21 protein-coding genes are annotated in these 17,497 nt (G+C 72.9%); 9 read left to right on the top strand and 12 right to left on the bottom strand.

The genetic code is table 11. From position 1 onward, the window contains the following. Positions 1–106 precede the first annotated feature (106 nt). Complete coding sequence (locus tag GA0070604_RS11795) at positions 107–421, bottom strand: hypothetical protein (protein WP_091117990.1); 315 nt, start codon at positions 419–421, stop codon at positions 107–109. Between the two features lie 187 nt (positions 422–608). On the opposite strand from GA0070604_RS11795, the gene GA0070604_RS11790 reads away from it, so the two are divergent. The 3 genes from GA0070604_RS11790 to GA0070604_RS11780 are packed head-to-tail and all read left to right on the top strand — an operon-like array spanning position 609 to position 3,574. Next, on the top strand, positions 609–1,583 hold the full coding sequence (locus GA0070604_RS11790) for a DUF2267 domain-containing protein (protein WP_091117989.1): 975 nt from the start codon (positions 609–611) through the stop codon (positions 1,581–1,583). Next, positions 1,580–2,431, top strand: coding sequence for a spermidine synthase (locus tag GA0070604_RS11785; protein WP_167363439.1), 852 nt, complete (start codon positions 1,580–1,582; stop codon positions 2,429–2,431). The genes GA0070604_RS11790 and GA0070604_RS11785 overlap by 4 nt, the downstream gene beginning before the upstream one ends. A 48-nt stretch (positions 2,432–2,479) precedes the next feature. Then, on the top strand, positions 2,480–3,574 hold the full coding sequence (locus tag GA0070604_RS11780) for an AI-2E family transporter (RefSeq protein ID WP_091117988.1): 1,095 nt from the start codon (positions 2,480–2,482) through the stop codon (positions 3,572–3,574). A 38-nt stretch (positions 3,575–3,612) separates the two neighbouring features. Here the strand turns inward: GA0070604_RS11780 and GA0070604_RS11775 are convergent, their stop codons facing one another. Beyond that, the gene (locus GA0070604_RS11775; RefSeq protein WP_091117987.1) at positions 3,613–4,917 is read right to left on the bottom strand and encodes an NAD(P)/FAD-dependent oxidoreductase; all 1,305 of its coding nucleotides are present in this window, start codon (positions 4,915–4,917) and stop codon (positions 3,613–3,615) included. A gap of 159 nt (positions 4,918–5,076) precedes the next feature. Here GA0070604_RS11775 and rpsD point away from each other — a divergent pair, with 159 nt between their 5' ends. Both rpsD and GA0070604_RS32335 read left to right on the top strand, forming a co-directional pair. Next, positions 5,077–5,688, top strand: a complete 612-nt coding sequence (gene rpsD, locus GA0070604_RS11770; RefSeq protein WP_167363438.1) for a 30S ribosomal protein S4 — start codon at positions 5,077–5,079, stop codon at positions 5,686–5,688. Next, complete coding sequence (locus GA0070604_RS32335) at positions 5,685–5,843, top strand: hypothetical protein (RefSeq protein WP_167363437.1); 159 nt, start codon at positions 5,685–5,687, stop codon at positions 5,841–5,843. The genes rpsD and GA0070604_RS32335 overlap by 4 nt, the downstream gene beginning before the upstream one ends. Positions 5,844–5,935: 92 nt before the next feature. Here GA0070604_RS32335 and GA0070604_RS11765 read toward each other — a convergent pair whose 3' ends face one another. From GA0070604_RS11765 to GA0070604_RS11745, 5 genes are all read right to left on the bottom strand, one after another. Beyond that, positions 5,936–6,469, bottom strand: coding sequence for a GNAT family N-acetyltransferase (locus GA0070604_RS11765; RefSeq protein WP_244161849.1), 534 nt, complete (start codon positions 6,467–6,469; stop codon positions 5,936–5,938). A 244-nt stretch (positions 6,470–6,713) separates the two neighbouring features. Continuing rightward, entirely contained in the window at positions 6,714–7,007 is a 294-nt protein-coding gene (locus GA0070604_RS11760; RefSeq protein WP_091117984.1) for a DUF6510 family protein, read from the bottom strand. A 16-nt stretch (positions 7,008–7,023) separates the two neighbouring features. Continuing rightward, on the bottom strand, positions 7,024–7,785 hold the full coding sequence (locus GA0070604_RS11755; protein WP_091117983.1) for a ferredoxin reductase: 762 nt from the start codon (positions 7,783–7,785) through the stop codon (positions 7,024–7,026). Position 7,786: 1 nt separating this feature from the next. Beyond that, complete coding sequence (locus GA0070604_RS11750) at positions 7,787–8,377, bottom strand: sulfite oxidase-like oxidoreductase (protein ID WP_208602262.1); 591 nt, start codon at positions 8,375–8,377, stop codon at positions 7,787–7,789. Positions 8,378–8,491: 114 nt separating this feature from the next. Beyond that, positions 8,492–9,490, bottom strand: a complete 999-nt coding sequence (locus tag GA0070604_RS11745) for a TerC/Alx family metal homeostasis membrane protein (protein ID WP_091117981.1) — start codon at positions 9,488–9,490, stop codon at positions 8,492–8,494. 252 nt (positions 9,491–9,742) lie between these two features. On the opposite strand from GA0070604_RS11745, the gene GA0070604_RS11740 reads away from it, so the two are divergent. After that, on the top strand, positions 9,743–10,891 hold the full coding sequence (locus GA0070604_RS11740; protein WP_091117980.1) for a CaiB/BaiF CoA transferase family protein: 1,149 nt from the start codon (positions 9,743–9,745) through the stop codon (positions 10,889–10,891). A gap of 70 nt (positions 10,892–10,961) precedes the next feature. Here the strand turns inward: GA0070604_RS11740 and GA0070604_RS11735 are convergent, their stop codons facing one another. Continuing rightward, the gene (locus GA0070604_RS11735; RefSeq protein ID WP_091117979.1) at positions 10,962–11,366 is read right to left on the bottom strand and encodes a DUF2267 domain-containing protein; all 405 of its coding nucleotides are present in this window, start codon (positions 11,364–11,366) and stop codon (positions 10,962–10,964) included. A 158-nt stretch (positions 11,367–11,524) separates the two neighbouring features. Between GA0070604_RS11735 and GA0070604_RS11730 the strand changes: the two genes are divergently transcribed. After that, on the top strand, positions 11,525–11,794 hold the full coding sequence (locus tag GA0070604_RS11730; RefSeq protein WP_091117978.1) for a DUF2795 domain-containing protein: 270 nt from the start codon (positions 11,525–11,527) through the stop codon (positions 11,792–11,794). 9 nt (positions 11,795–11,803) lie between these two features. Then, a complete protein-coding gene (locus GA0070604_RS11725; protein ID WP_208602024.1) occupies positions 11,804–12,463 on the top strand; it encodes a DUF1345 domain-containing protein in 660 nt (219 codons plus the stop codon). Between the two features lie 216 nt (positions 12,464–12,679). On the opposite strand, the gene GA0070604_RS11720 is transcribed toward GA0070604_RS11725, so the two are convergent. From GA0070604_RS11720 to GA0070604_RS11710, 3 genes are all read right to left on the bottom strand, one after another. Continuing rightward, positions 12,680–13,345: a hypothetical protein gene (locus GA0070604_RS11720; protein ID WP_091117977.1), complete on the bottom strand. Its 666-nt coding sequence runs from the start codon at positions 13,343–13,345 to the stop codon at positions 12,680–12,682. Positions 13,346–13,376: 31 nt separating this feature from the next. Next, positions 13,377–14,348, bottom strand: a complete 972-nt coding sequence (locus tag GA0070604_RS11715; RefSeq protein WP_091127046.1) for a pirin family protein — start codon at positions 14,346–14,348, stop codon at positions 13,377–13,379. A gap of 106 nt (positions 14,349–14,454) precedes the next feature. Further along, positions 14,455–14,763 (bottom strand): MazG-like family protein, encoded by a 309-nt coding sequence (locus GA0070604_RS11710; protein ID WP_091117976.1) that lies wholly within the window; start codon positions 14,761–14,763, stop codon positions 14,455–14,457. A 114-nt stretch (positions 14,764–14,877) separates the two neighbouring features. On the opposite strand from GA0070604_RS11710, the gene gdhA reads away from it, so the two are divergent. Continuing rightward, a complete protein-coding gene (gdhA, locus tag GA0070604_RS11705) occupies positions 14,878–16,215 on the top strand; it encodes an NADP-specific glutamate dehydrogenase (RefSeq protein ID WP_091117975.1) in 1,338 nt (445 codons plus the stop codon). Between the two features lie 91 nt (positions 16,216–16,306). Here gdhA and GA0070604_RS11700 read toward each other — a convergent pair whose 3' ends face one another. Beyond that, positions 16,307–17,467, bottom strand: a complete 1,161-nt coding sequence (locus GA0070604_RS11700) for a CapA family protein (RefSeq protein WP_091117974.1) — start codon at positions 17,465–17,467, stop codon at positions 16,307–16,309. Between the last annotated feature and the right edge of the window lie 30 nt (positions 17,468–17,497).

Genomic DNA, 17,497 nt, shown 5'->3' with positions numbered 1-17,497 from the left:
CGCCGAAAATGTTCAGCATTCGAGCCACGGGATCCGGCTGGCACCGGGTGCGGGCAGGGGATGGCCCCCGACCCTGGGACCAGGGGTCGGGGGCCGGGAGGATGGCTCAGGAGGCCGGGACCGGTTGCCGGCGCGGCCCCGATTCGCGCAGCTCCGCCACGGTGAGTGACTCGGCGTCATCGGGAGCCCCGGAATCAGGCGTCTGGAAGAGATAGCGGACGAAGTCGCCACCGGCCTCGTTGTCGTCCGCTCCGGGCCACTGCCCCACGCAGTCGACGCCGACCACCTCACGCCCGGTGCCGTCGGCCTCCTCCAGCAGCGCCCACAGCGTCACCGGGTAACAGCGGGTGGCCTCCGGCGTGACCTGCCACCTCGCGTACCAGCCCGGGCGGGCGGGGACGATCTCGATGATCCTCTTCATGACGACCTTCCCTTCCGCGTGCGTCGGAAGTCTTCCGGTCCACCCCGATCATGGAACACCGCGGGGTGAGCGCCCCTCACCCCCGGCGAGTGAAGCTCGCCGGCCGCCAGCGGCATCCGTTTCCTTCCCGGCGGCGCCGGGAAGGCGGGCCGCGAAAGGCGGAACCGACGAGGAACGAGGTGCGACGATGCGCAAGCAGATGGAGGGCGACAACCAGCGCCGCCGGGCCCTGGCCCGGGATGCCCGGGAACGCGGTCGGCGGCCGAGCCAGACCGGCGCCAGCCTGAGCGCGTCCAAGCAGGTCACCTCGCTGGACCAGCGGGAACGCTCCGGCCCGCCACCGGCCGGACGGCACAAGCCCAACACCACACGCGGTGGTCCCGCACCGCCGCCGGCCGGCGTCCCGGAACGCCCCCGGCCCCTCCCCGACCAGGCCCCGGGCGCGCGGGTGACCACGCTGGGCTACCGGGATCTCGTCGACGACGTCAGCCGCCGCGCCGGGGTGGACTTCTCCACCGCCAAGGTGGCGGCCGAGGCGACGGTGCTCGCTCTCGCCTGCGCGCTCGGCGAGGCCGAACGCCAACGGCTGCTCGAGGCGGTGCCGCTGAAGCTGCACGACGTGGTGCCGGTGGAGGGCATCGGACGGCACCGGGACCTGCCCGGCTTCCTGGCCGAGGTGGGCCGCCGCAGCCGTCTCACCCCGGAGCAGGCGCGCTACCAGGCCGAGGCGACCCTGGCCGCGTTGGCCGACGCCGACGGCGAGCTGGTCGAGTCGCTGAGCGTACCGGACGGGTTGCGTGACCTGCTGGCCCCGGCGTCGCCCGGCGGCGGCCTGGTTGGCCCGACGTCCGCCACCGCGCCGCTGGACGAGCAGGAGTTGCGCGACGCGCTCGCCCGACTGCGGTACTGGTCCAGCGACCGGCAGTCGCTGGTGCGCACCATCGAACTGCCGGCGGGGAACCTGGACCGGGTACTCGACCGACTCGATCAGCTCCGCAGCGAGACCGGGCGCGGCCCGCAGATCGGCCGTCCCGACCCGGACAGTGCCGTGCTGACCGTACAGACCCAACAGGTCGACGGGGTGACCGCGCTGGACGTGGACCTGGCCCGGCGGATCGACGACGCCATCGACGAGGCGGGCGCCGGTATCAACGCCGGATGAGCCGGTTCGGGCCGGCGGGCGGCACGCCCGCCGGCCCGCGCCGGGTACCGTTGCCCGCCGTGGGGAGCGCGGAGCGTCTGGAGATCGTGGTGGACCGGGCCCGGCCCACCGGGCGGACGCTGCTCGCCGCGGGGGTGGAGCAGTCGTACGTGGACGTCGCCGACCCACGCCACCTGCACTTCGAGTACGTCCGCCGGATGGCCGCGGTGGTCGACCTGCTCGCCCCGCCGGGCCGGCCGCTGGCCGCGCTGCACCTGGGCGGAGGGGCGCTCACCCTGCCGCGTTGGCTGGCCGCCACCCGACCGGGTTCCCCGCAGCGGGTGATCGAGCGGGACCCGGCGGTGGTCGAGCTGGTCCGCCGCGAGCTGCCACCGGCGCCGGCCGAGGTCGCCGTGGAGGTCGGCGACGCCCGGGACGCCGTCGCCGCCGCGCCGTCCGGGGCGTACGAGCTGGTGCTCGCCGACGTCTACCGGGCGGCCCGGATGCCCCGGCAGGTGGCCAGCGTCGAGTTCGTCGCCGAGGCGGCCCGGGTGCTGCGCCCGGACGGCGTCTACCTGGTCAACGTCACCGACCTGCCGCCGCTGGTCTTCTCGCGTACCCAGGTGGCCACGCTGCGCGCCGTCTTCGCCGACGTCTGCCTGGTCGCGGACCGGCGCATGCTGCGCGGCCGGCGCTACGGCAACCTGGTACTCGCCGCCGCCCACCACCCCGACCGGCTCCCGGTACGCCGACTCGCCGCCCGGGTCGCACGGGACCCGGTGCCCGGCGCAGTGCTGCACGGAGCGGCCCTGGACGAGTTCGTCGCCGGCACCCGCCCGGCCACCGACGCCGACCTCGCCGTCGGCTGAGGCGGACCGGCCGCGTTTCCCGGCGGCGAACGCGGGTAGCTGCGCCGGATGAGCAACGCCGAGGACCGGTCCACCGCCCGGCGCACGCTGATCGTGATCGGCCTGGTGCTCGCCGCCCTGGCCGCCCTGGCACTGATCCGGGCGATCCAACAGGTGCTGATCTGGATCCTCATCGCCGCGTTCTTCGCGGTCGCCCTGAAGCCCCTGGTCGACCGGCTGCAACGCCGGTTCGTCCGACGCCGGACCCTGGCCACCCTGCTGGTCTTCGTGGCCGCCTTCGTGCTGCTCGCCGCGCTGGCCGCGGTGATCCTGGTGCCGCTGGTCAGCGAGGTGACCAGGTTCGCCGAACGGGCGCCCGAGCTGCTCCGGGAGGCCCGCGAGGGTCACGGCCCGCTCGGCCGGCTGCTGGAGCGGTTCCACCTGCGCCAGCTCGCCGTCTCCCACTCCGCCCAGCTCGAGCAGCTCGGCTCCCAGCTCGGCCAGCCGGCCATCGGGGTGCTGCGCGGCGCGGCCCAGACCGTGGCGGGGATCGTCACCATCGTGGTGCTCGCGTACCTGATGGTGCTGGAGGCACCGCGGATCATCGCTACCACGCTGACCCTGGCCGGCGACCGCCGGGCGGAGCGGCTGCGCCGGATCGGCCGGGAATCCTCCCGCGCCATCACCGGCTACCTCACCGGGAACCTGCTGATCAGTGTGCTGCTCGGCGGGATGACCTTCCTGGTGCTCCTGCTCACCGGCGTGCCGTTCGCCGCGGTGATCGCCCTGCTGGTCGCGCTCCTGGACCTGATCCCGCTGGTCGGGTCGACGCTGGGCGCCGTCATCGCCGGCGCCGCCGGCTTCCTGCACTCCCCCACCACCGGCCTGATCGTGCTGGGCTTCTTCATCGTCTACGTGCAGACGGAGAGCCACCTGCTGTCACCGGTCATCATGTCCCGGGCGGTCCGGCTCAACCCGCTGACCGTGCTGATCAGCGTACTGCTGGGGGCCGAACTGGCCGGCCTGGTGGGCGCCCTGCTGGCCATCCCGGCGGCCGGCATCATCCAGATCCTGCTCCGCGAGCTCACCCCCACCGCCCGCGCCCTCCCCCCACCCGCCACCAGCAGCGGCCGCCGCGTGCGTCGACGCGGGCGCGGCCGCTGACCCGCCACGACGCGGGCCGGGCGGAGTGGGCGGCGGGGTTAGCGGGTGGCGCGGGCCACCACCTCGGGGGACTCGCTCTCCAGCGGGACCGCGTTGGCGGGGACCAGGCCGAGCCGCACCGAGGGGCGGGGCAGCGTCGCGTCGAGCACCCAGTCGGCGCCCACCCGGGCCCGGTTCCCCGGCATGGCGAACAGGTGGTAGCCACGGGTGACCGCCTTCGCCGGCAGGCCGGACAGCGACACCTTCAGCGGGTTGGCCGCCGCCTCCTTGCCGCCCAGGTCGACCACCCAGCCCAGGTCGTAGTGCTTGTACGGCTTCCGCGTGCCCTGGCCGTACGAGGCGGCGATGTTGTGCGCCGCGAGCTTGCCCTGGCGCTGCGCGTGCTGGGCGGTCATCGCGCAGATCTGTCCGGGGCGACTCAGGTCGGGCACGGCGGCCGCGTCGCCGCAGGCGTACACCTCGGGGCAGCCCGGCACGTTGAGGTACTCGTCGACCACCAGCCGCCCCTTCTCGGTACGCAGTCCGAGCTCGGCGACGAACGGGTCGGGGCGTACCCCGACGCACCAGACCAGGCTGCACGTCGGTACGTACTCACCGTCGGTGAGCATGACGCCGTCCGGGGTGGCCTCGGAGACCGAGGTACCCATCCGCACGTCCACCCCGCGCCGGCGGAGCACCCGGTCGGCGGTCACCGACATCCGCTGGTCCAGCTCGGGCAGCACCCGGGGCGCCACGTCGAGCAGCATCCAGCGCGGGCGGACCTTGAGGTGGGGACGCTGGGCGATGAGGCGGTCGGTGAAGAGCTGCCCGTGCGCGGCGACCTCGGTGCCGGTGTAGCCGGCACCCACCACCACGAAGGTGGTCCGGGCTCGCTGCTCGGCCGGGTCCTCGGTCAGCTCGGCCAGCTCGATCTGACGGACCACGTGATCGTGCAGGTAGAGCGCCTCGGGCAGGCCGCGGAAGCCGTGCGCGTACTCGGTCACGCCGGGGATGGGCAGCAGCTTGTTGACACTGCCGACGGAGAGCACCAGGCGGTCGTACGCGAGCCGGCCGTGCTCGTCCTCCGGGGAGCGGTAGCCGACCCAGCGGTTCTGCAGGTCCACCTGGTCGGCCTCGCCGATCACCACCCGGACCCCGTCGAGGGTGCCGGCGAGCGGCACGGCGATCCGGGTCGGCTCGACCACTCCGGCGGCGACCTCGGGCAGCAACGGCAGGTAGAGGAAGTAGTCGGTCGTGTTCAGCAGGACGATCTCGGCCCGCTCGCCGGCCAGCCGGCTCAACGTCTTCGCCGCGTGGTATCCGGCGAATCCGGCCCCCACGATCACCACACGAGGTTTCGTCATGCCCGCTCCCGTTCCCGCCGACGGGAGCGGCAAACGTGCCACCGCCGATCGTGGAGGCGCATGTGCCGCTGGCTGGGACGTCACCCGGGCCGGGTGGGGCGGCCTCACCCGGCAGCGACGGAGGCTGGTGGGACCACGAGAGCCGAGGGAGGAAACGACATGGCGGTCCGGACCACGGTACGTCCCTCGCCGGAGGACGTGTTCCCGATCCACCCCGCGTACGGCTACCGGATGCGGCGGCAACGGCACCCGGTGGGCGTACGTGGCGGGCCGCGGCCCGCGCCGGGCGGACCCTGGCTGGACGACACCGCGCGACACCAGGTACGCGCCCGCTACGAGCTGCGGGACCGGCAGCTCGCCCGGGCCCTGGTGGCGGCCGTCAGCCAACCCGGTGACTCGACGGAGAACCTGGCCAGTCAACTGGAGCAGCGGATGGACGCGCTGGTGCACCGCGCCGGGTTCGCCCGTTCCATCAACGAGGCCCGCGACCTGGTCGCGCACAACACGTTCACGGTCGACGGCGGCAAGGTCAACCGGGCCTCGTACCTGGTCAGCCCCGGTCAGACCATCCAGGTCCGGCCGGACCGGCAGTGCCGCGCCCCGGTGGCCGTCGCGATGGCCGGTCAGGCCGAGAACGACGTCCCGCCGTACCTGGAGGTGCGGCCGGACCGTGGCACCGCGACCCTGACGCGGGAGCCGCAGCGGCAGGAGGTGCCGGCGCTGCGGGACGTCCCGCTCGCGGTCCAGACGATAGGAGGGAACCCGCTGTGAGCATCCTGCCGACCGAGCGACGCACGTCCAACTACCGTCAGCAGACTCGCCGCCCGCAGCTCACGCCCCGGCAGCGCCGGCGCGTGGAGCACAAGGAGGCGAAGTTGCAGCGGCTGACCGGACAGCGCCCGCAGGCACGCGGCCCCGGACGCTGACCCGAGGACAGGGGGCGGCGGGCGGAGGCCCGACCGCTCCCTGGCCGGCTTCCGCACGGCGCGGGCCCAGGATCCCGTCGCCGCGGCGACGGTCAGCCCGGCTCGGGCGCCGGTGCCGTGATCGCCCACCGCTCGTGGTCCCGCCACGCCCCGTCGACGAAGAGGTAGTCCGGCGAGAAGCCCTCCAACCGGAAGCCGAGGCGGGCGGCCAGCCGCTTCGACGGCTCGTTGCCGGGTTGGATGTTCGCCTCCAGCCGGTGCAGCCCGAGCGCGGTGAAGGCGTGCGCGACGACCAGCCGGACCCCGGCCGAGGCATGCCCGGTGCCGGCGTACGGGAGGAGGGCGGCGTAGCCCAGGTAGCCGCCGCGTAGCGCGCCCATGACGATGCCGCTGATGTTGGCGTAGCCGGCGATCTCCCCGGTGGCCACGTCACAGAACAGGTAACCGGCGTCGTGCCGCCCCCGGATCTTGCGCAGGTACGCCGCGTACCGCTCCGGGTCGTCCGGGGCCGACAGCCACGGGTGGTGCAGGTCCCGGCTGCGCCGGGCGGCGGCGATGAACTCCGCCTCGTCGTCGGGTCGCGGGCGGCGGATCCCGACCCGCCCGTCGGTACGCAGATATCTCACGTTGCCCAATTTCGGCCACCGGCGTGCCCCCTGTCCAACCGGGTCGCGCACCTGATCGGCATCCATCAGCGCGCCCCCACCGGCTGCCTCGGCCGGGCTTCCCCCGCCTCGGGACCGCCTCCGCGGTCGCCAATCTCCGGGACGGGTCACCCGGGCCCGGTGACGGTCGGGTGAACAGCGCCCACCTCCTCGCCGGCCTGGGCGGAGGCCGCCGCCGCAACGGCGGCGGTTCGAGGGCGGGCTGTCACAGCGGGCCGGGGTGGGGCTGGTCGAACGGCATCGGCACCTCCAGGTAGGTGGCCCCGCGCAGGTCCAGCCAGGCCCGGTCGGGCGCGCGGACCAGCCGCAGCATCACTCCGGTGCAGGCCGGACAGCGGGCCACCAGGCCAGGCGCGTGCGAGTAGACGTGCAGCCCGGCCATCGGGCCGGCCGCACCGCAGGACGCGCACCGCCCGGTGGCGGCGCTCAGGTCGATCGCGAAGAGTTCCCGCAACGGCCCGTCGAGCATGTTGCCGTCCACGTAGGACATGTCCGTCATGCGTCCTCCTCGGTGCTCAGCCGGTGGGGCCGAAGCGTTCGGTCTTCACCCGCCGGCTCGGGTGACCCAGCCCCACCAGCAGGTCCGCCACGGTTTCCACAAACCCGGTGGGGCCGCAGACGTAGCAGAGGGGCGCCAGATCGGGCGGCCAGCCGTGGGCGCGTACGTCGGCCAGGTTGATCCGGTGCGGTTCGCCGCGCCAGCCCTCGGGCGCCTGGCGGGTGTAGACGTACGCGACGTCGAGGCCCTGGTCGTCGCGGACCCGGCGGCGCAACTCGTCGGCGTAGAAGACGTCGGTGGGGGTGCGCACCGAGTAGATCAGCCGGAAGGGGGCCCGGCTGCCGGCGGCGCGGCGGGCCCGGACCATCGCCATCAGCGGCACCACGCCGGAGCCGCCGGCGACCAGCAGCACCGGCGCGGTCTCGTCGGTACGCCAGACGAACCAGCCGCCGACCGGTCCGCGCACCTCCACCGGGTCGCCCTCGCCGTACACCTCGGTCAGGTACGGCGACACCTCGCCGTCGGGTACCCGCTGCACGGTCAGCGCGATCCGCTCGTCCGCCACCGGCGCCGCGAGCGAGTACGACCGGGCCGCCTGGTAGCCGTCGGCGGCGGTGAGCCGGACGTCGAGGTGCTGCCCGGGCAGATGCCCCGGCCAGCCGGGCACGTCCAGCACCAGGGTCTGCGCGGTCGGCGTCTCGATCCGGCGCTCGGCGAGGCGGGCCACCCGCCAGGTCAACGGCGTGGCGACCCGGCCGCCGGCGCTCGGCGCGGACACGTCAGTCTCCCTGGTAGCGCTGCTCGCGCCAGGGGTCGCCGTAGTCGTGGTAGCCGGCGGTCTCCCAGAAGCCGGGCTGGTCGTCGACGAGCAGCCGGATGCCGCGTACCCATTTCGCCGACTTCCAGAAGTAGAGGTGCGGGACGAGCAGCCGGGCCGGACCGCCGTGTTCGGCGGGGAGCGGGCCGCCGGCGAAGGTGTGCGCCACCCAGGCCCGCCCGCCACGCAGGTCGTCCAGCGGCAGGTTGGTGCTGTAGCCGCCGTACGAGTGGGCCAGCGCGTAGCGGGCGGTGGTGTCGATGCCGTCGAGCAGGGTGTCCAGCGAGACGCCCTGCCAGCTGGTGCCGAGCTTCGACCAGCGGGTCACGCAGTGGATGTCGACGGTGGGGGTCTCCTGCGGCAGGGCCATCAGCTCGTCCCAGGACCAGCGGTACTCCGCACCGGTCTCGACGGTGACGACGAACTCCCAGGTGTCCAGCGGCACCTTCGGCGTCGGGCCGGCGGAGAGCACCGGCCAGTCCTCGGTGAGGTACTGCCCCGGCGGCAGGGCCGGCTCGGCCGAACGCGGCCGGCCCTGGAACCCCGGTGACACGATTCCCACCCGTCTGTCGTACCACCTGCCGGCGGGCCGCCCGTCAACTTCCGACCAACTCCCGCCGAGCCACGCCCTGGTTGGTAAGAAGGGGACCCCTCTCGACAGCAGGCGTTAATAAGGGGCCCCTCCTTTCCCCCGGGTGGCGCGCAGGCTGGTCATGGTGACCAGCAGCAGGACACCGAGGATCACGCCGAGCGAGGCGAGCGTGGGGATCTGCGGGACGCCCGGCCAGATGCCGTGCGCCCAGTGCAGGCCGAGTTTGACGCCGATGAAGGCGAGGATGGCGGCCAGTCCGTAGCTGAGGTGCACGAGGCGGCTCAGCGCGGCGTGCAGCACGAAGTAGAGCGCGCGCAGGCCGAGCAGCGCGAACGCGTTCGTGCCGAAGACCAGGTACGGGTCCTCGGTGATGCCGTAGACGGCGGGCACCGAGTCGACGGCGAAAACGATGTCGGTGGTGAGCACCGCGACCACCACGAGAGCGAGCGGGGTGAGCGCGCGGCGGCCCTGCTCCCGGACGGTCATCCTGGTGCCCCGGTATCCGTCGACCACCGGCATGACCCTGCGGAGCAGCCTGACCGAGCGCATCCTGTTGATCTCGACCTCCTGCTCGTGGCCGGAGAGGGCGTCGCGGAGCAGTTTCGCCGCGGTGGCGATCAGCACGACCGCGAAGAGCAGGAAGGCGAAGTCGAGCGTCTGTAGCGCGGCGGCGCCGACGGCGATGAAGACCGCGCGCAGCACCAGGGCGCCGGCGATGCCGTAGAGCAGCACCCGCTGGGCGAGCACGGCGGGCACCGCGAACGCCGCCAGCAACAGCATGAAGACGAAGAGGTTGTCGACCGAGAGGGACTTCTCCACCAGGTAGCCGGTGAGGTACTCCACGCCCTGCTCCGAGCCGTACCGGAACCACAGCCAGACGCCGAAGGCCAGCGGCAGGGCGAGGTAGAACGCCGACCAGCCCAACGCCTCGCGTAGCGACACCTCGTGCGGGCGGCGGGTGACCAGGAAGTCCAGCACCAGCAGGGCGAGCACGCCGGCGATCGTCGCGGCCCAGAGGGTGGGGGTGCCGATCGATGACAACGCGCCAGCGGACAGATATGACAATTCCGGCATAACGCACTCCTCGAACATGGTGTCATGTTCGAGGTCTCCTTCACCCACCTGCGTGGGCAACCACCCGAGGCGCGCCGGGCACGCCGTACTGACCGGGATGGTTCGTTGGGAAGTACTCCCCTCGCCGCGCACCAGGCTAGGGCACCCGACCTCGCCCGCCAAGTCCCCCCGCGGCACAACCCGTCCAGATGATTGCCCTGGTCAACCGCTGCGTGGTGGTACGCCTGTGCCCGAACGTCCTATCGTGGCGCGATGAGCGACCACGGGCCCCTCACCGGCGTACGGGTCATCGAGCTGGCCGGCATCGGACCCGGACCCTTCGCCGCCATGATGCTGGCCGACCTCGGCGCCGAGGTGGTCCGCGTCGACCGCACCGCTCCCGGCGGGTTCGGCGACATCCCCGGCGACCTGCTGAACCGCAACCGCCGCTCGATCGCCGTCGACCTCAAGTCGGCCGCCGGACGTGAGGTGGTACTGGCCCTGGTCGCCGGCGCGGACGCGCTGGTCGAGGGCTTCCGGCCCGGGGTCACCGAACGGCTCGGCCTCGGCCCCGACGACTGCCTCGCCGCCAACCCCGCACTCGTGTACGGGCGGATGACCGGCTGGGGCCAGGACGGTCCGCTCGCCCACACCGCCGGCCACGACATCGACTACCTGGCGCTGACCGGCGCGCTGCACGGCATCGGCCGGGCCGGTGACCGTCCGGTGCCGCCGATGAACCTGCTCGGCGACTTCGGCGGGGGCGGGATGATGCTGGCCCTCGGCGTCGTCGCCGCCCTGTACGCGGTCCGCGCCGGCGCCCCCGGTCAGGTCGTCGACGCGGCCATCGTGGACGGTGTGTCCGTGCTGTCCGCCCAGATCCAGGCGATGCGCCGGGCCGGCATGTGGCAGGACCCGCGCGGGGTGAACCTGCTCGACGGCGGGGCACCCTTCTACGACACCTACCGGTGCGCCGACGGACGGTATCTCGCGGTGGGTGCGCTGGAACCGCGGTTCTACGACGAACTGGTCCGGCTCACCGGGTTCCCCCTCGACGGCGACGAGGCCCCGGACCGGACCGACCCGGCGAACTGGCCGGCGCTGCGTGCGGCGTGGGCGCGACTGTTCCGTACCCGGACCCGGGACGAGTGGACGGCGCTGCTCGCCGCCACCGACGCCTGCGTGGCGCCGGTGCTGGACTGGGCGGAGGCCCCCGACCACCCGCACCTGGCCGCCCGGGGCGTTTTCGTCGACCACGGCGGGGTCACCCAGCCCGCCCCCGCGCCACGCTTCTCCGCGACTCCGACCTCCGTACGCCGGCCGCCGCCGCGGCCCGGCGAGCACACCGACGAACTGCTCGTGGAGGCCGGCTTCGACGCCGAGCGGATCGCCGCGCTGCGCGCGGCCGGCGCGGTCGCCTGATCCGCCTGTCCGTCGGCGGTGGGCCGCCAGCCGCCCGCGCTGACGGTCAGCACCCCGGCAGCGAGCGGGCTCAGCGCCGCATCGCGTCGGGCGCCAGGGCCGGCTCCACCATGTCCCGGTAGTCGCGTGGCATCTGCACGACCACGTCCTCGAACTCGCCGCTGGTGACCGCCTCACGGAGGGTGGTGAAGACCGCCCGTACGGCGTCGCGGGCCGCGTTGCCGTCGACACCGGCCCGCTGCCCCACCCGGGCCACGAACTCGGCCGCCCCGAACCGGTCGGCCGCCTCGGTGTCGGGATGCGGCTTCAGCATCCGTTGCAGCGGCTTCGGCAACTGCGCGGCCAGGTCCAGCACCTCGCCCCCGGTCAGCCGCTCGGCGAGGGTCTCCACCGTGGCCCGGGTCAGTTCGACCGCCCGGTCCGGGGACGTTCGGGCCCGCTGTGCGACCTTGTCGACGAAGGTCTCGAAGTTCATCGGTCGTCCCCTCTTCCGGCTGCCTCGCGCCTTGCCGCCTACCCACCGGCCCGCGACGGAAACGGCCCCGAAATTCGCGGCGGTCGCGCGTGACCGGCCGCGCGCCGGGTAACCGCCGCCGGTCGTGACCGCAACTACAGGCGCGAGGAGCCCGACCCATGGCGAGTTACACCGACGTCCTTGAGTACCTGTCGGCGCTGGACTACCCGGCCGGCAAGGACGACGTCATCCGCGAGGCCGAGCGGGAAGGCGCGCCCCCGGACGTGTTGCAGGCGCTGCGGGCGCTGCCTCCGGTGGACTACGCCAACGGCACCGAGGTGGCCCGGTCGGCCGGCATCGACGCCGCCCCGGAGGTGGGCCGCTCGCAGCGTGCGGCGCAGTCCCGGGAACGCCACGAGCGGGTGTCGCAACACCTGCGCGGCATCTGACACCCACCGGTGCCCGGGGCGGACCGCCACCCCCGCGAACACATTCCGGCCGGGATCCAGCTCGCCGTGATGGGGTTGGTCGGGGTCGTGTGCGGTGCGGTCGTCGGGGTGCTCCTGTCGCCGACCCTCGGCCCGCTGGTGGGCTGGGACACCGCCGCGCTGGCCTGGCTGGTCCTGGTCTGGCGCCGGCTGTGGCGATCGGACGCCGCGGCCACGGCCCGGCTGGCCCTGCACGAGGACCCGAACCGCGCCACACGAGACGCGCTGCTCCTGACCGCCTGCCTGGTCAGCCTCCTGGCGGTCGGTGTGCTGTTGACCGCCGCGCGTCCACTGCGGCCCGACATCCCCGTGTCGCTCAGAGGCGCTCTGGGCGTGCTCAGCGTGGTGGTCTCCTGGTTCGTGGTGCACACCGTCTTCACCGCCCGCTACGCCCGGCTCTACTACGGCGGTGAGCCCGGCGGTGTCGACTTCCACCAGAGTGAACCGCCCTGCTACGCGGACTTTGCCTACCTGGCGTTCACCGTGGGCGCGACGTTCCAGGTCTCCGACACCGACCTGAGCAGCGCCGAGCTACGCCGGACCGTGCTGCGGCACATGCTGCTGTCATATCTGTTCGGTGCGATCATCGTGGCAGCGACGGTGAACCTGCTTGCCGGCCTGGCCAAATAGCCGACTGTGGACAGGCGGGCGCCCCGGGCCACGAACCGCGACCTGGGGCGCCACGCAACACCTGTCCCTGCCGATCACGCCCGAACCGGGTCGCGACCGCCAGGCGGTGACTGTTCGCCCGAACCGGGCGGGCATCACTGCCACGATCATCATACGATATGGAATCATCCGATCGGGTGAGTATCGCGAAATTGTGTCCCGGCGCACGTCGTGAGGTCAGCCGGTCAGCTCCGCGTACCGCTTCTCCAGGTCCACCCGGGCCAGTGCCCCCACCAGCCAGGCCAGCCGCTCCGACTCACCACTGCCGGCGAGCCCGGCCAGGTCGTCGGCGGATCGTCCGAGACCGAGCCGGCGGGCCGCGACGAGCGCTCGCCGGTCGGCTACCGGCGCCACCTCACGCCACACCGCCTGCGTCTCGCGCAGGAAGAGGTCGATCACCTGATCGTCCACGCCGGGCAGCGCGGCGAGCAGTCGCCGCTCGCGGGCCGGATCCTGTTGCGCCGCCGTACGCAGCCGACGCAGGTCGCCCCGGTAACGGTCCACCAGGGCGCGGGCGAGATCGCCGAGGGTGTCCGCGAGCGCGTCCACATCGCCCCGTTGACCGGCCTCGCGCAGTACGCGTACCCGGTCGGTCTGCATCGACCGGGCCATCCGGGCGGCACTGTCCCAGCCGTTGTCCCGCAACGCCTGCGCGGCGTCGACCGCCTTGCGGAAATCTCCCCGGCGGGCGAGCAGAACGGACAGATAGAGCACCTGGAACAGCTGGGACGGATTGTTGGTGACCCGGAATCCGTACCGTTCGGCGAACCCGCGACCGTCCCCGGCGAGCCGGCGGACCAGCCGCTTCTTCTCCTCGATGCTGGAAATCGCACTGGTCGGCATGCCCGCGGGTACCCGGACCGGAGCCGGGCATTCAGCCGCGCAGGCCACCGTGCCGGTCCCGGGCCTTCAACCGGGTCGTGGGCAGCGCCGGGGCGGGCAGCGGCGGCGCCGGATCGTCGGCGACCCTGCCGAAGCGTCGACCCGCCATCCAGTCCTCCCGAGCCGCGACGACCTCCTCGTGCGACCGGCCGACGAAGTTCCACCACATGACCAGGGGCTCCTCGAACGGCGTCCCACCGAGCAGCAGCAGCCGACTGCCGGGGGCGGCGCGTACCGTCAGCGTGTCCCGACCGGTGCCGAGGTAGAGCAACGCGCCCGGGGCGAACGGCACCCCGTCCACCTCGGCGGAGCCGGACATCGCCAGCAGCCCGTACTCGAAGTCGCGGTGCAGCGGCAGGCTGACCGGCGCCAGCCCACGCACCTCGAGCTGCGCCCCGACCAGCGGCGTGTGCACCACCGCCGGGGAGCGCTCACCGCCCAGTTCGCCGACCAGCAGCATCACCTCCAGGTCGCCGTCGCGCCACCCGGGAAGGTCCGCGTGGTGGGCGAAGTCGGCCGCGCCGGCGCGGGCCGGGTCCGGCAGCGCCACCCAGAGCTGGACGCCGTGCATCAGCGGCGGACGCGCCGCCGGGGACCGTTCCGAGTGGGCGATGCCGTGGCCGGAGGTCATCACGTTGAGCTGCCCGGGGCGGATCGGTTGCACGTTGCCCAGGCTGTCCCGGTGCAGAATCTCGCCGTCGAGTAGCCAGGTGACCGTCTGGAGCCCGGTGTGCGGGTGCGGCGGCACCTCCATCCCGGGCCGTTCGGCGACATCGTCCGGTCCGAAGTGGTCGACGAAGCACCAGGCCCCGACCATCCGCCGCTGCCGCTGCGGCAGCAGCCGCCGCACCGTGGTGTAGCGGCCGAGCGGCACGTCGTGGCCGGGCAGCAGCACACTGCCCGGGTCGGTCGGCCCCACGCCAGGTGGGAGGGTCTGCGCCGGCAAGGATTCGGTACGGTCCACCGCCCGACTGTACGTGCCGCTTCCCGCGCCGGTCACCGCGTTCGCCATGGCGGCGAACACCGGACACGAAGCGTACGGGTGACGCAACTGTCGCGGGGGCGCTAGCCTAGGTCAGGCGGGACCGCACCTTGGCCGCGCACCCCGACACCACGGACCGCGCGTCCAGCCCCAGGCTCTCGATCGCGACGAGCGCCGTGAACACCACGTCCGCCAGTTCCGCCGCGACGTCCTCGCGGGTGTGGGTGACCCCCTTGCGCGGATTCTGCCCGAGCGTCCCGATCCACGCGGCGGCGACCTCCCCCGCCTCCTCGGTGAGCTTGAGGATGCGGCAGGTCAGCTCGGCGTCTCCGGCGCCGTTGGCGGCGTCCAGCCAGCCGCGGGAGGCCCGGACTGTGTCCCAGATCAACTCGTCCACCCGACCAGTGAACCCGATGACGGCGTTTATCTTATCCGGTGACGGTCAGCGCGGACCGATACGGCAGGGGACGACCGGGCTGCCGCCCGGTGAACCGGAAGGGACGTGTCGGTTATGCCGGAGACCGTCGACACGGTGTACGCAAATGTGGTCAACCGCAACCCGGGTGAGCCCGAGTTCCACCAGGCGGTACGGGAGGTGCTGGAGAGCATCGGCCCGGCCCTGGCCCGCCACCCGGAGTACGCGGACGCGCGGATCATCGAGCGGATCTGCGAGCCGGAGCGGCAGATCATCTTCCGGGTGCCGTGGGAGGACGACCAGGGCCGCATCCGGGTGAACCGTGGTTTCCGGGTGGAGTTCAACAGCGCGCTGGGCCCGTTCAAGGGCGGCCTTCGTTTCCACCCGTCGGTCTACCTGGGCATCGTGAAGTTCCTCGGCTTCGAGCAGATCTTCAAGAACGCGCTGACCGGCCTGCCGATCGGCGGCGGCAAGGGCGGGGCGGACTTCGACCCCAAGGGCTGCTCGGACCGGGAGGTGATGCGCTTCTGCCAGAGCTTCATGACCGAGCTGTACCGGCACATCGGCGCGCAGACCGACGTGCCGGCCGGCGACATCGGGGTCGGTGGTCGGGAGATCGGCTACCTGTTCGGCCAGTACAAGCGGATCACCAACCGGTACGAGTCGGGGGTGCTCACCGGCAAGGGCCTGGCCTACGGAGGCGCGCAGGTGCGCCGTGAGGCCACCGGGTACGGCGCGGTGTTCTTCGCCGAGGAGCTGCTGAAGCAGACCGGGGACAGCCTGGAGGGCAAGCGGGTGGTGGTCTCCGGCTCGGGCAACGTGGCGATCTACGCCATCGAGAAGGTGCACCAGCTCGGCGGCAGAGTGGTGGCCTGCTCCGACTCGGACGGGTACGTGCTGGACGAGGCCGGCATCGACCTGGAGCTGCTGCGCGAACTGAAGGAGGAACGCCGGGTCCGGCTCGACAACTACGTCCGGCACGTGCCGCACGCGGTGGCGGTCTCCGGTCGTACCGTCTGGGAGGTGCCCTGCGATCTCGCGCTGCCCTGTGCGACGCAGAACGAGATCGGCGGCGCGGAGGCGGCGGCACTCGTGGCCGGCGGCTGCATCGCGGTGGTCGAGGGGGCGAACATGCCCACCACCCCGGAGGCGGTCCGCATCCTGGCCGGGGCCGGGGTCAAGTTCGCCCCGGGCAAGGCGGCGAACGCCGGCGGCGTGGCGGTGAGCGCCATGGAGATGGCGCAGAACGCCAGCCGGGACTCGTGGACGTTCGCCCAGTCGGAGAAGCGACTGTGGGAGACGATGCGGGACATCCACGCCCGCTGCTGGGCCACCGCCGAGGAGTACGGCCTGCCCGGCGACTACGTGGCCGGCGCGAACATCAACGGCTTCCGGCGGGTGGCGGAGGCGATGCTCGAACACGGCCTGGTCTGAGCAGCGGCCGGCCCTTGGGCAGTTGCCGTGCACGGTAACTGCCCAAGGGTCGGAAAGACGCCCCCCGCCGGCCGGACCGCAGGACAGGACATCAGGAGATGGGGCGCAGACCTGCCTCGAAGGCACCGCGCATGCCCACGTACCCGTTGATGCGCTTCTCGATCTCGGCGTAGTGCGCCCGCTCGGCGGCGGGCACCGCCGGGTCCTTGGCCGCGCTGACCAGGTCGACCACGCGAGCCGCCGGGCGGTACTCCATCCAGGTCGGCAGCACGCTCACGCTGCTGACCTCCCAGCCGCCCGAGCCGGTGCGGGTGAAGGTGAACTCGGGCACCACGGCGTCCTGCGTGTTCTCCGGGGAGCCGTCGTCGAACCGGGCGGTGAGGTTGCCCATCCCGTAGGCCACCCACTTCTTGCCGATCTTCTCGAACGGCTGCACCACGTGGACGTGGCACCCGATGATCAGGTCGATGTCGGGCGAGGCGAGCAGTTGTTGGGCCAGGTCCAGTTGGTCGTCGTTCGGCGCGTTCTGGTACTCGGTCCCCCAGTGCATGGAGAGAATGACGATCTCGGCGCCGGCCGCTCGCGCCCGGTGCGCCGCCGCCAGAATGGCCTCCTGGTCGATGAGGTTCGCCGCCCACGGCTTGCCCTCCGGCAGGGGGATGTCGTTGAAGCTCAGCGCGTACGACAGCTGCGCGACCTTGACGCCCGCCACGTCGAGGATGTTCGTCCGGGTCGCCTCCTCCGCGCTGCGGGCCGTGCCGGTATGCCGCAACCCGACCCGGTCAAGGTTGTCCAGGGTCCGGGTGATGCCCTCCATGCCCTCGTCCAGTGAGTGGTTGGACGCCGTGGAGCAGGTGTCGAACCCGGCCCAGGCCGCCGCGTCGGCCAACTCCGGCGGCACGCTGAAGGCCGGCCATCCGGTGAACGGACCCTGCGGCTCCGCCAGCGGTGTCTCCATGTGGCAGATGGCGAGGTCGGCGGCGCTCACCCGGGGACGGATCGCGGCGAGCACCCGACTGAAGTCGTGGCCGTCGCGGCCCGCCTCCCGCGCGTCGGCGGCGGCCTGCTCGGTGAGCGGCGGATGCACCAGCAGATCCCCGGCGGCCACCACGGTGAGGTGGTTCTTCGGCTCGTTCTTCGGCCCGGGGGCCGGGGACGTGGCGTGCGGAGCGGCGGAGGTACGCGGTGTCGTCTCGGTACACGCCCCCGCCAGCAGCACCAGTACCACCGCAGCGCCCAGTTTCATCCTCATTCCAGGACTCTGTCCCAGCGCCCGTCCCGT

Origin of the sequence: Micromonospora eburnea, assembly GCF_900090225.1 — a bacterium.
In the GTDB taxonomy this organism is placed as follows: Bacteria; Actinomycetota; Actinomycetes; order Mycobacteriales; family Micromonosporaceae; genus Micromonospora; species Micromonospora eburnea.
The sequence above is the reverse complement of the archived record's forward strand: the minus strand, read 5'-3'. Positions and strand labels throughout refer to the sequence as shown.

What these genes read in the sequence shown, in the direction of transcription:
- GA0070604_RS11740 (WP_091117980.1), top strand. Translation starts at nt 9,743, where the DNA reads ATGAGCGACCACGGGCCCCTCACCGGCGTACGGGTCATCGAGCTGGCC.
- rpsD (WP_167363438.1), top strand. Translation starts at nt 5,077, where the DNA reads ATGGCGGTCCGGACCACGGTACGTCCCTCGCCGGAGGACGTGTTCCCG.
- GA0070604_RS11780 (WP_091117988.1), top strand. Translation starts at nt 2,480, where the DNA reads ATGAGCAACGCCGAGGACCGGTCCACCGCCCGGCGCACGCTGATCGTG.
- GA0070604_RS11730 (WP_091117978.1), top strand. Translation starts at nt 11,525, where the DNA reads ATGGCGAGTTACACCGACGTCCTTGAGTACCTGTCGGCGCTGGACTAC.
- gdhA (WP_091117975.1), top strand. Translation starts at nt 14,878, where the DNA reads ATGCCGGAGACCGTCGACACGGTGTACGCAAATGTGGTCAACCGCAAC.
- GA0070604_RS11735 (WP_091117979.1), bottom strand. Translation starts at nt 11,366, where the DNA reads ATGAACTTCGAGACCTTCGTCGACAAGGTCGCACAGCGGGCCCGAACG.
- GA0070604_RS11720 (WP_091117977.1), bottom strand. Translation starts at nt 13,345, where the DNA reads ATGCCGACCAGTGCGATTTCCAGCATCGAGGAGAAGAAGCGGCTGGTC.
- GA0070604_RS11760 (WP_091117984.1), bottom strand. Translation starts at nt 7,007, where the DNA reads ATGACGGACATGTCCTACGTGGACGGCAACATGCTCGACGGGCCGTTG.
- GA0070604_RS11795 (WP_091117990.1), bottom strand. Translation starts at nt 421, where the DNA reads ATGAAGAGGATCATCGAGATCGTCCCCGCCCGCCCGGGCTGGTACGCG.
- GA0070604_RS11745 (WP_091117981.1), bottom strand. Translation starts at nt 9,490, where the DNA reads ATGCCGGAATTGTCATATCTGTCCGCTGGCGCGTTGTCATCGATCGGC.
- GA0070604_RS11700 (WP_091117974.1), bottom strand. Translation starts at nt 17,467, where the DNA reads ATGAGGATGAAACTGGGCGCTGCGGTGGTACTGGTGCTGCTGGCGGGG.
- GA0070604_RS11775 (WP_091117987.1), bottom strand. Translation starts at nt 4,917, where the DNA reads ATGACGAAACCTCGTGTGGTGATCGTGGGGGCCGGATTCGCCGGATAC.
- GA0070604_RS11785 (WP_167363439.1), top strand. Translation starts at nt 1,580, where the DNA reads ATGAGCCGGTTCGGGCCGGCGGGCGGCACGCCCGCCGGCCCGCGCCGG.
- GA0070604_RS11790 (WP_091117989.1), top strand. Translation starts at nt 609, where the DNA reads ATGCGCAAGCAGATGGAGGGCGACAACCAGCGCCGCCGGGCCCTGGCC.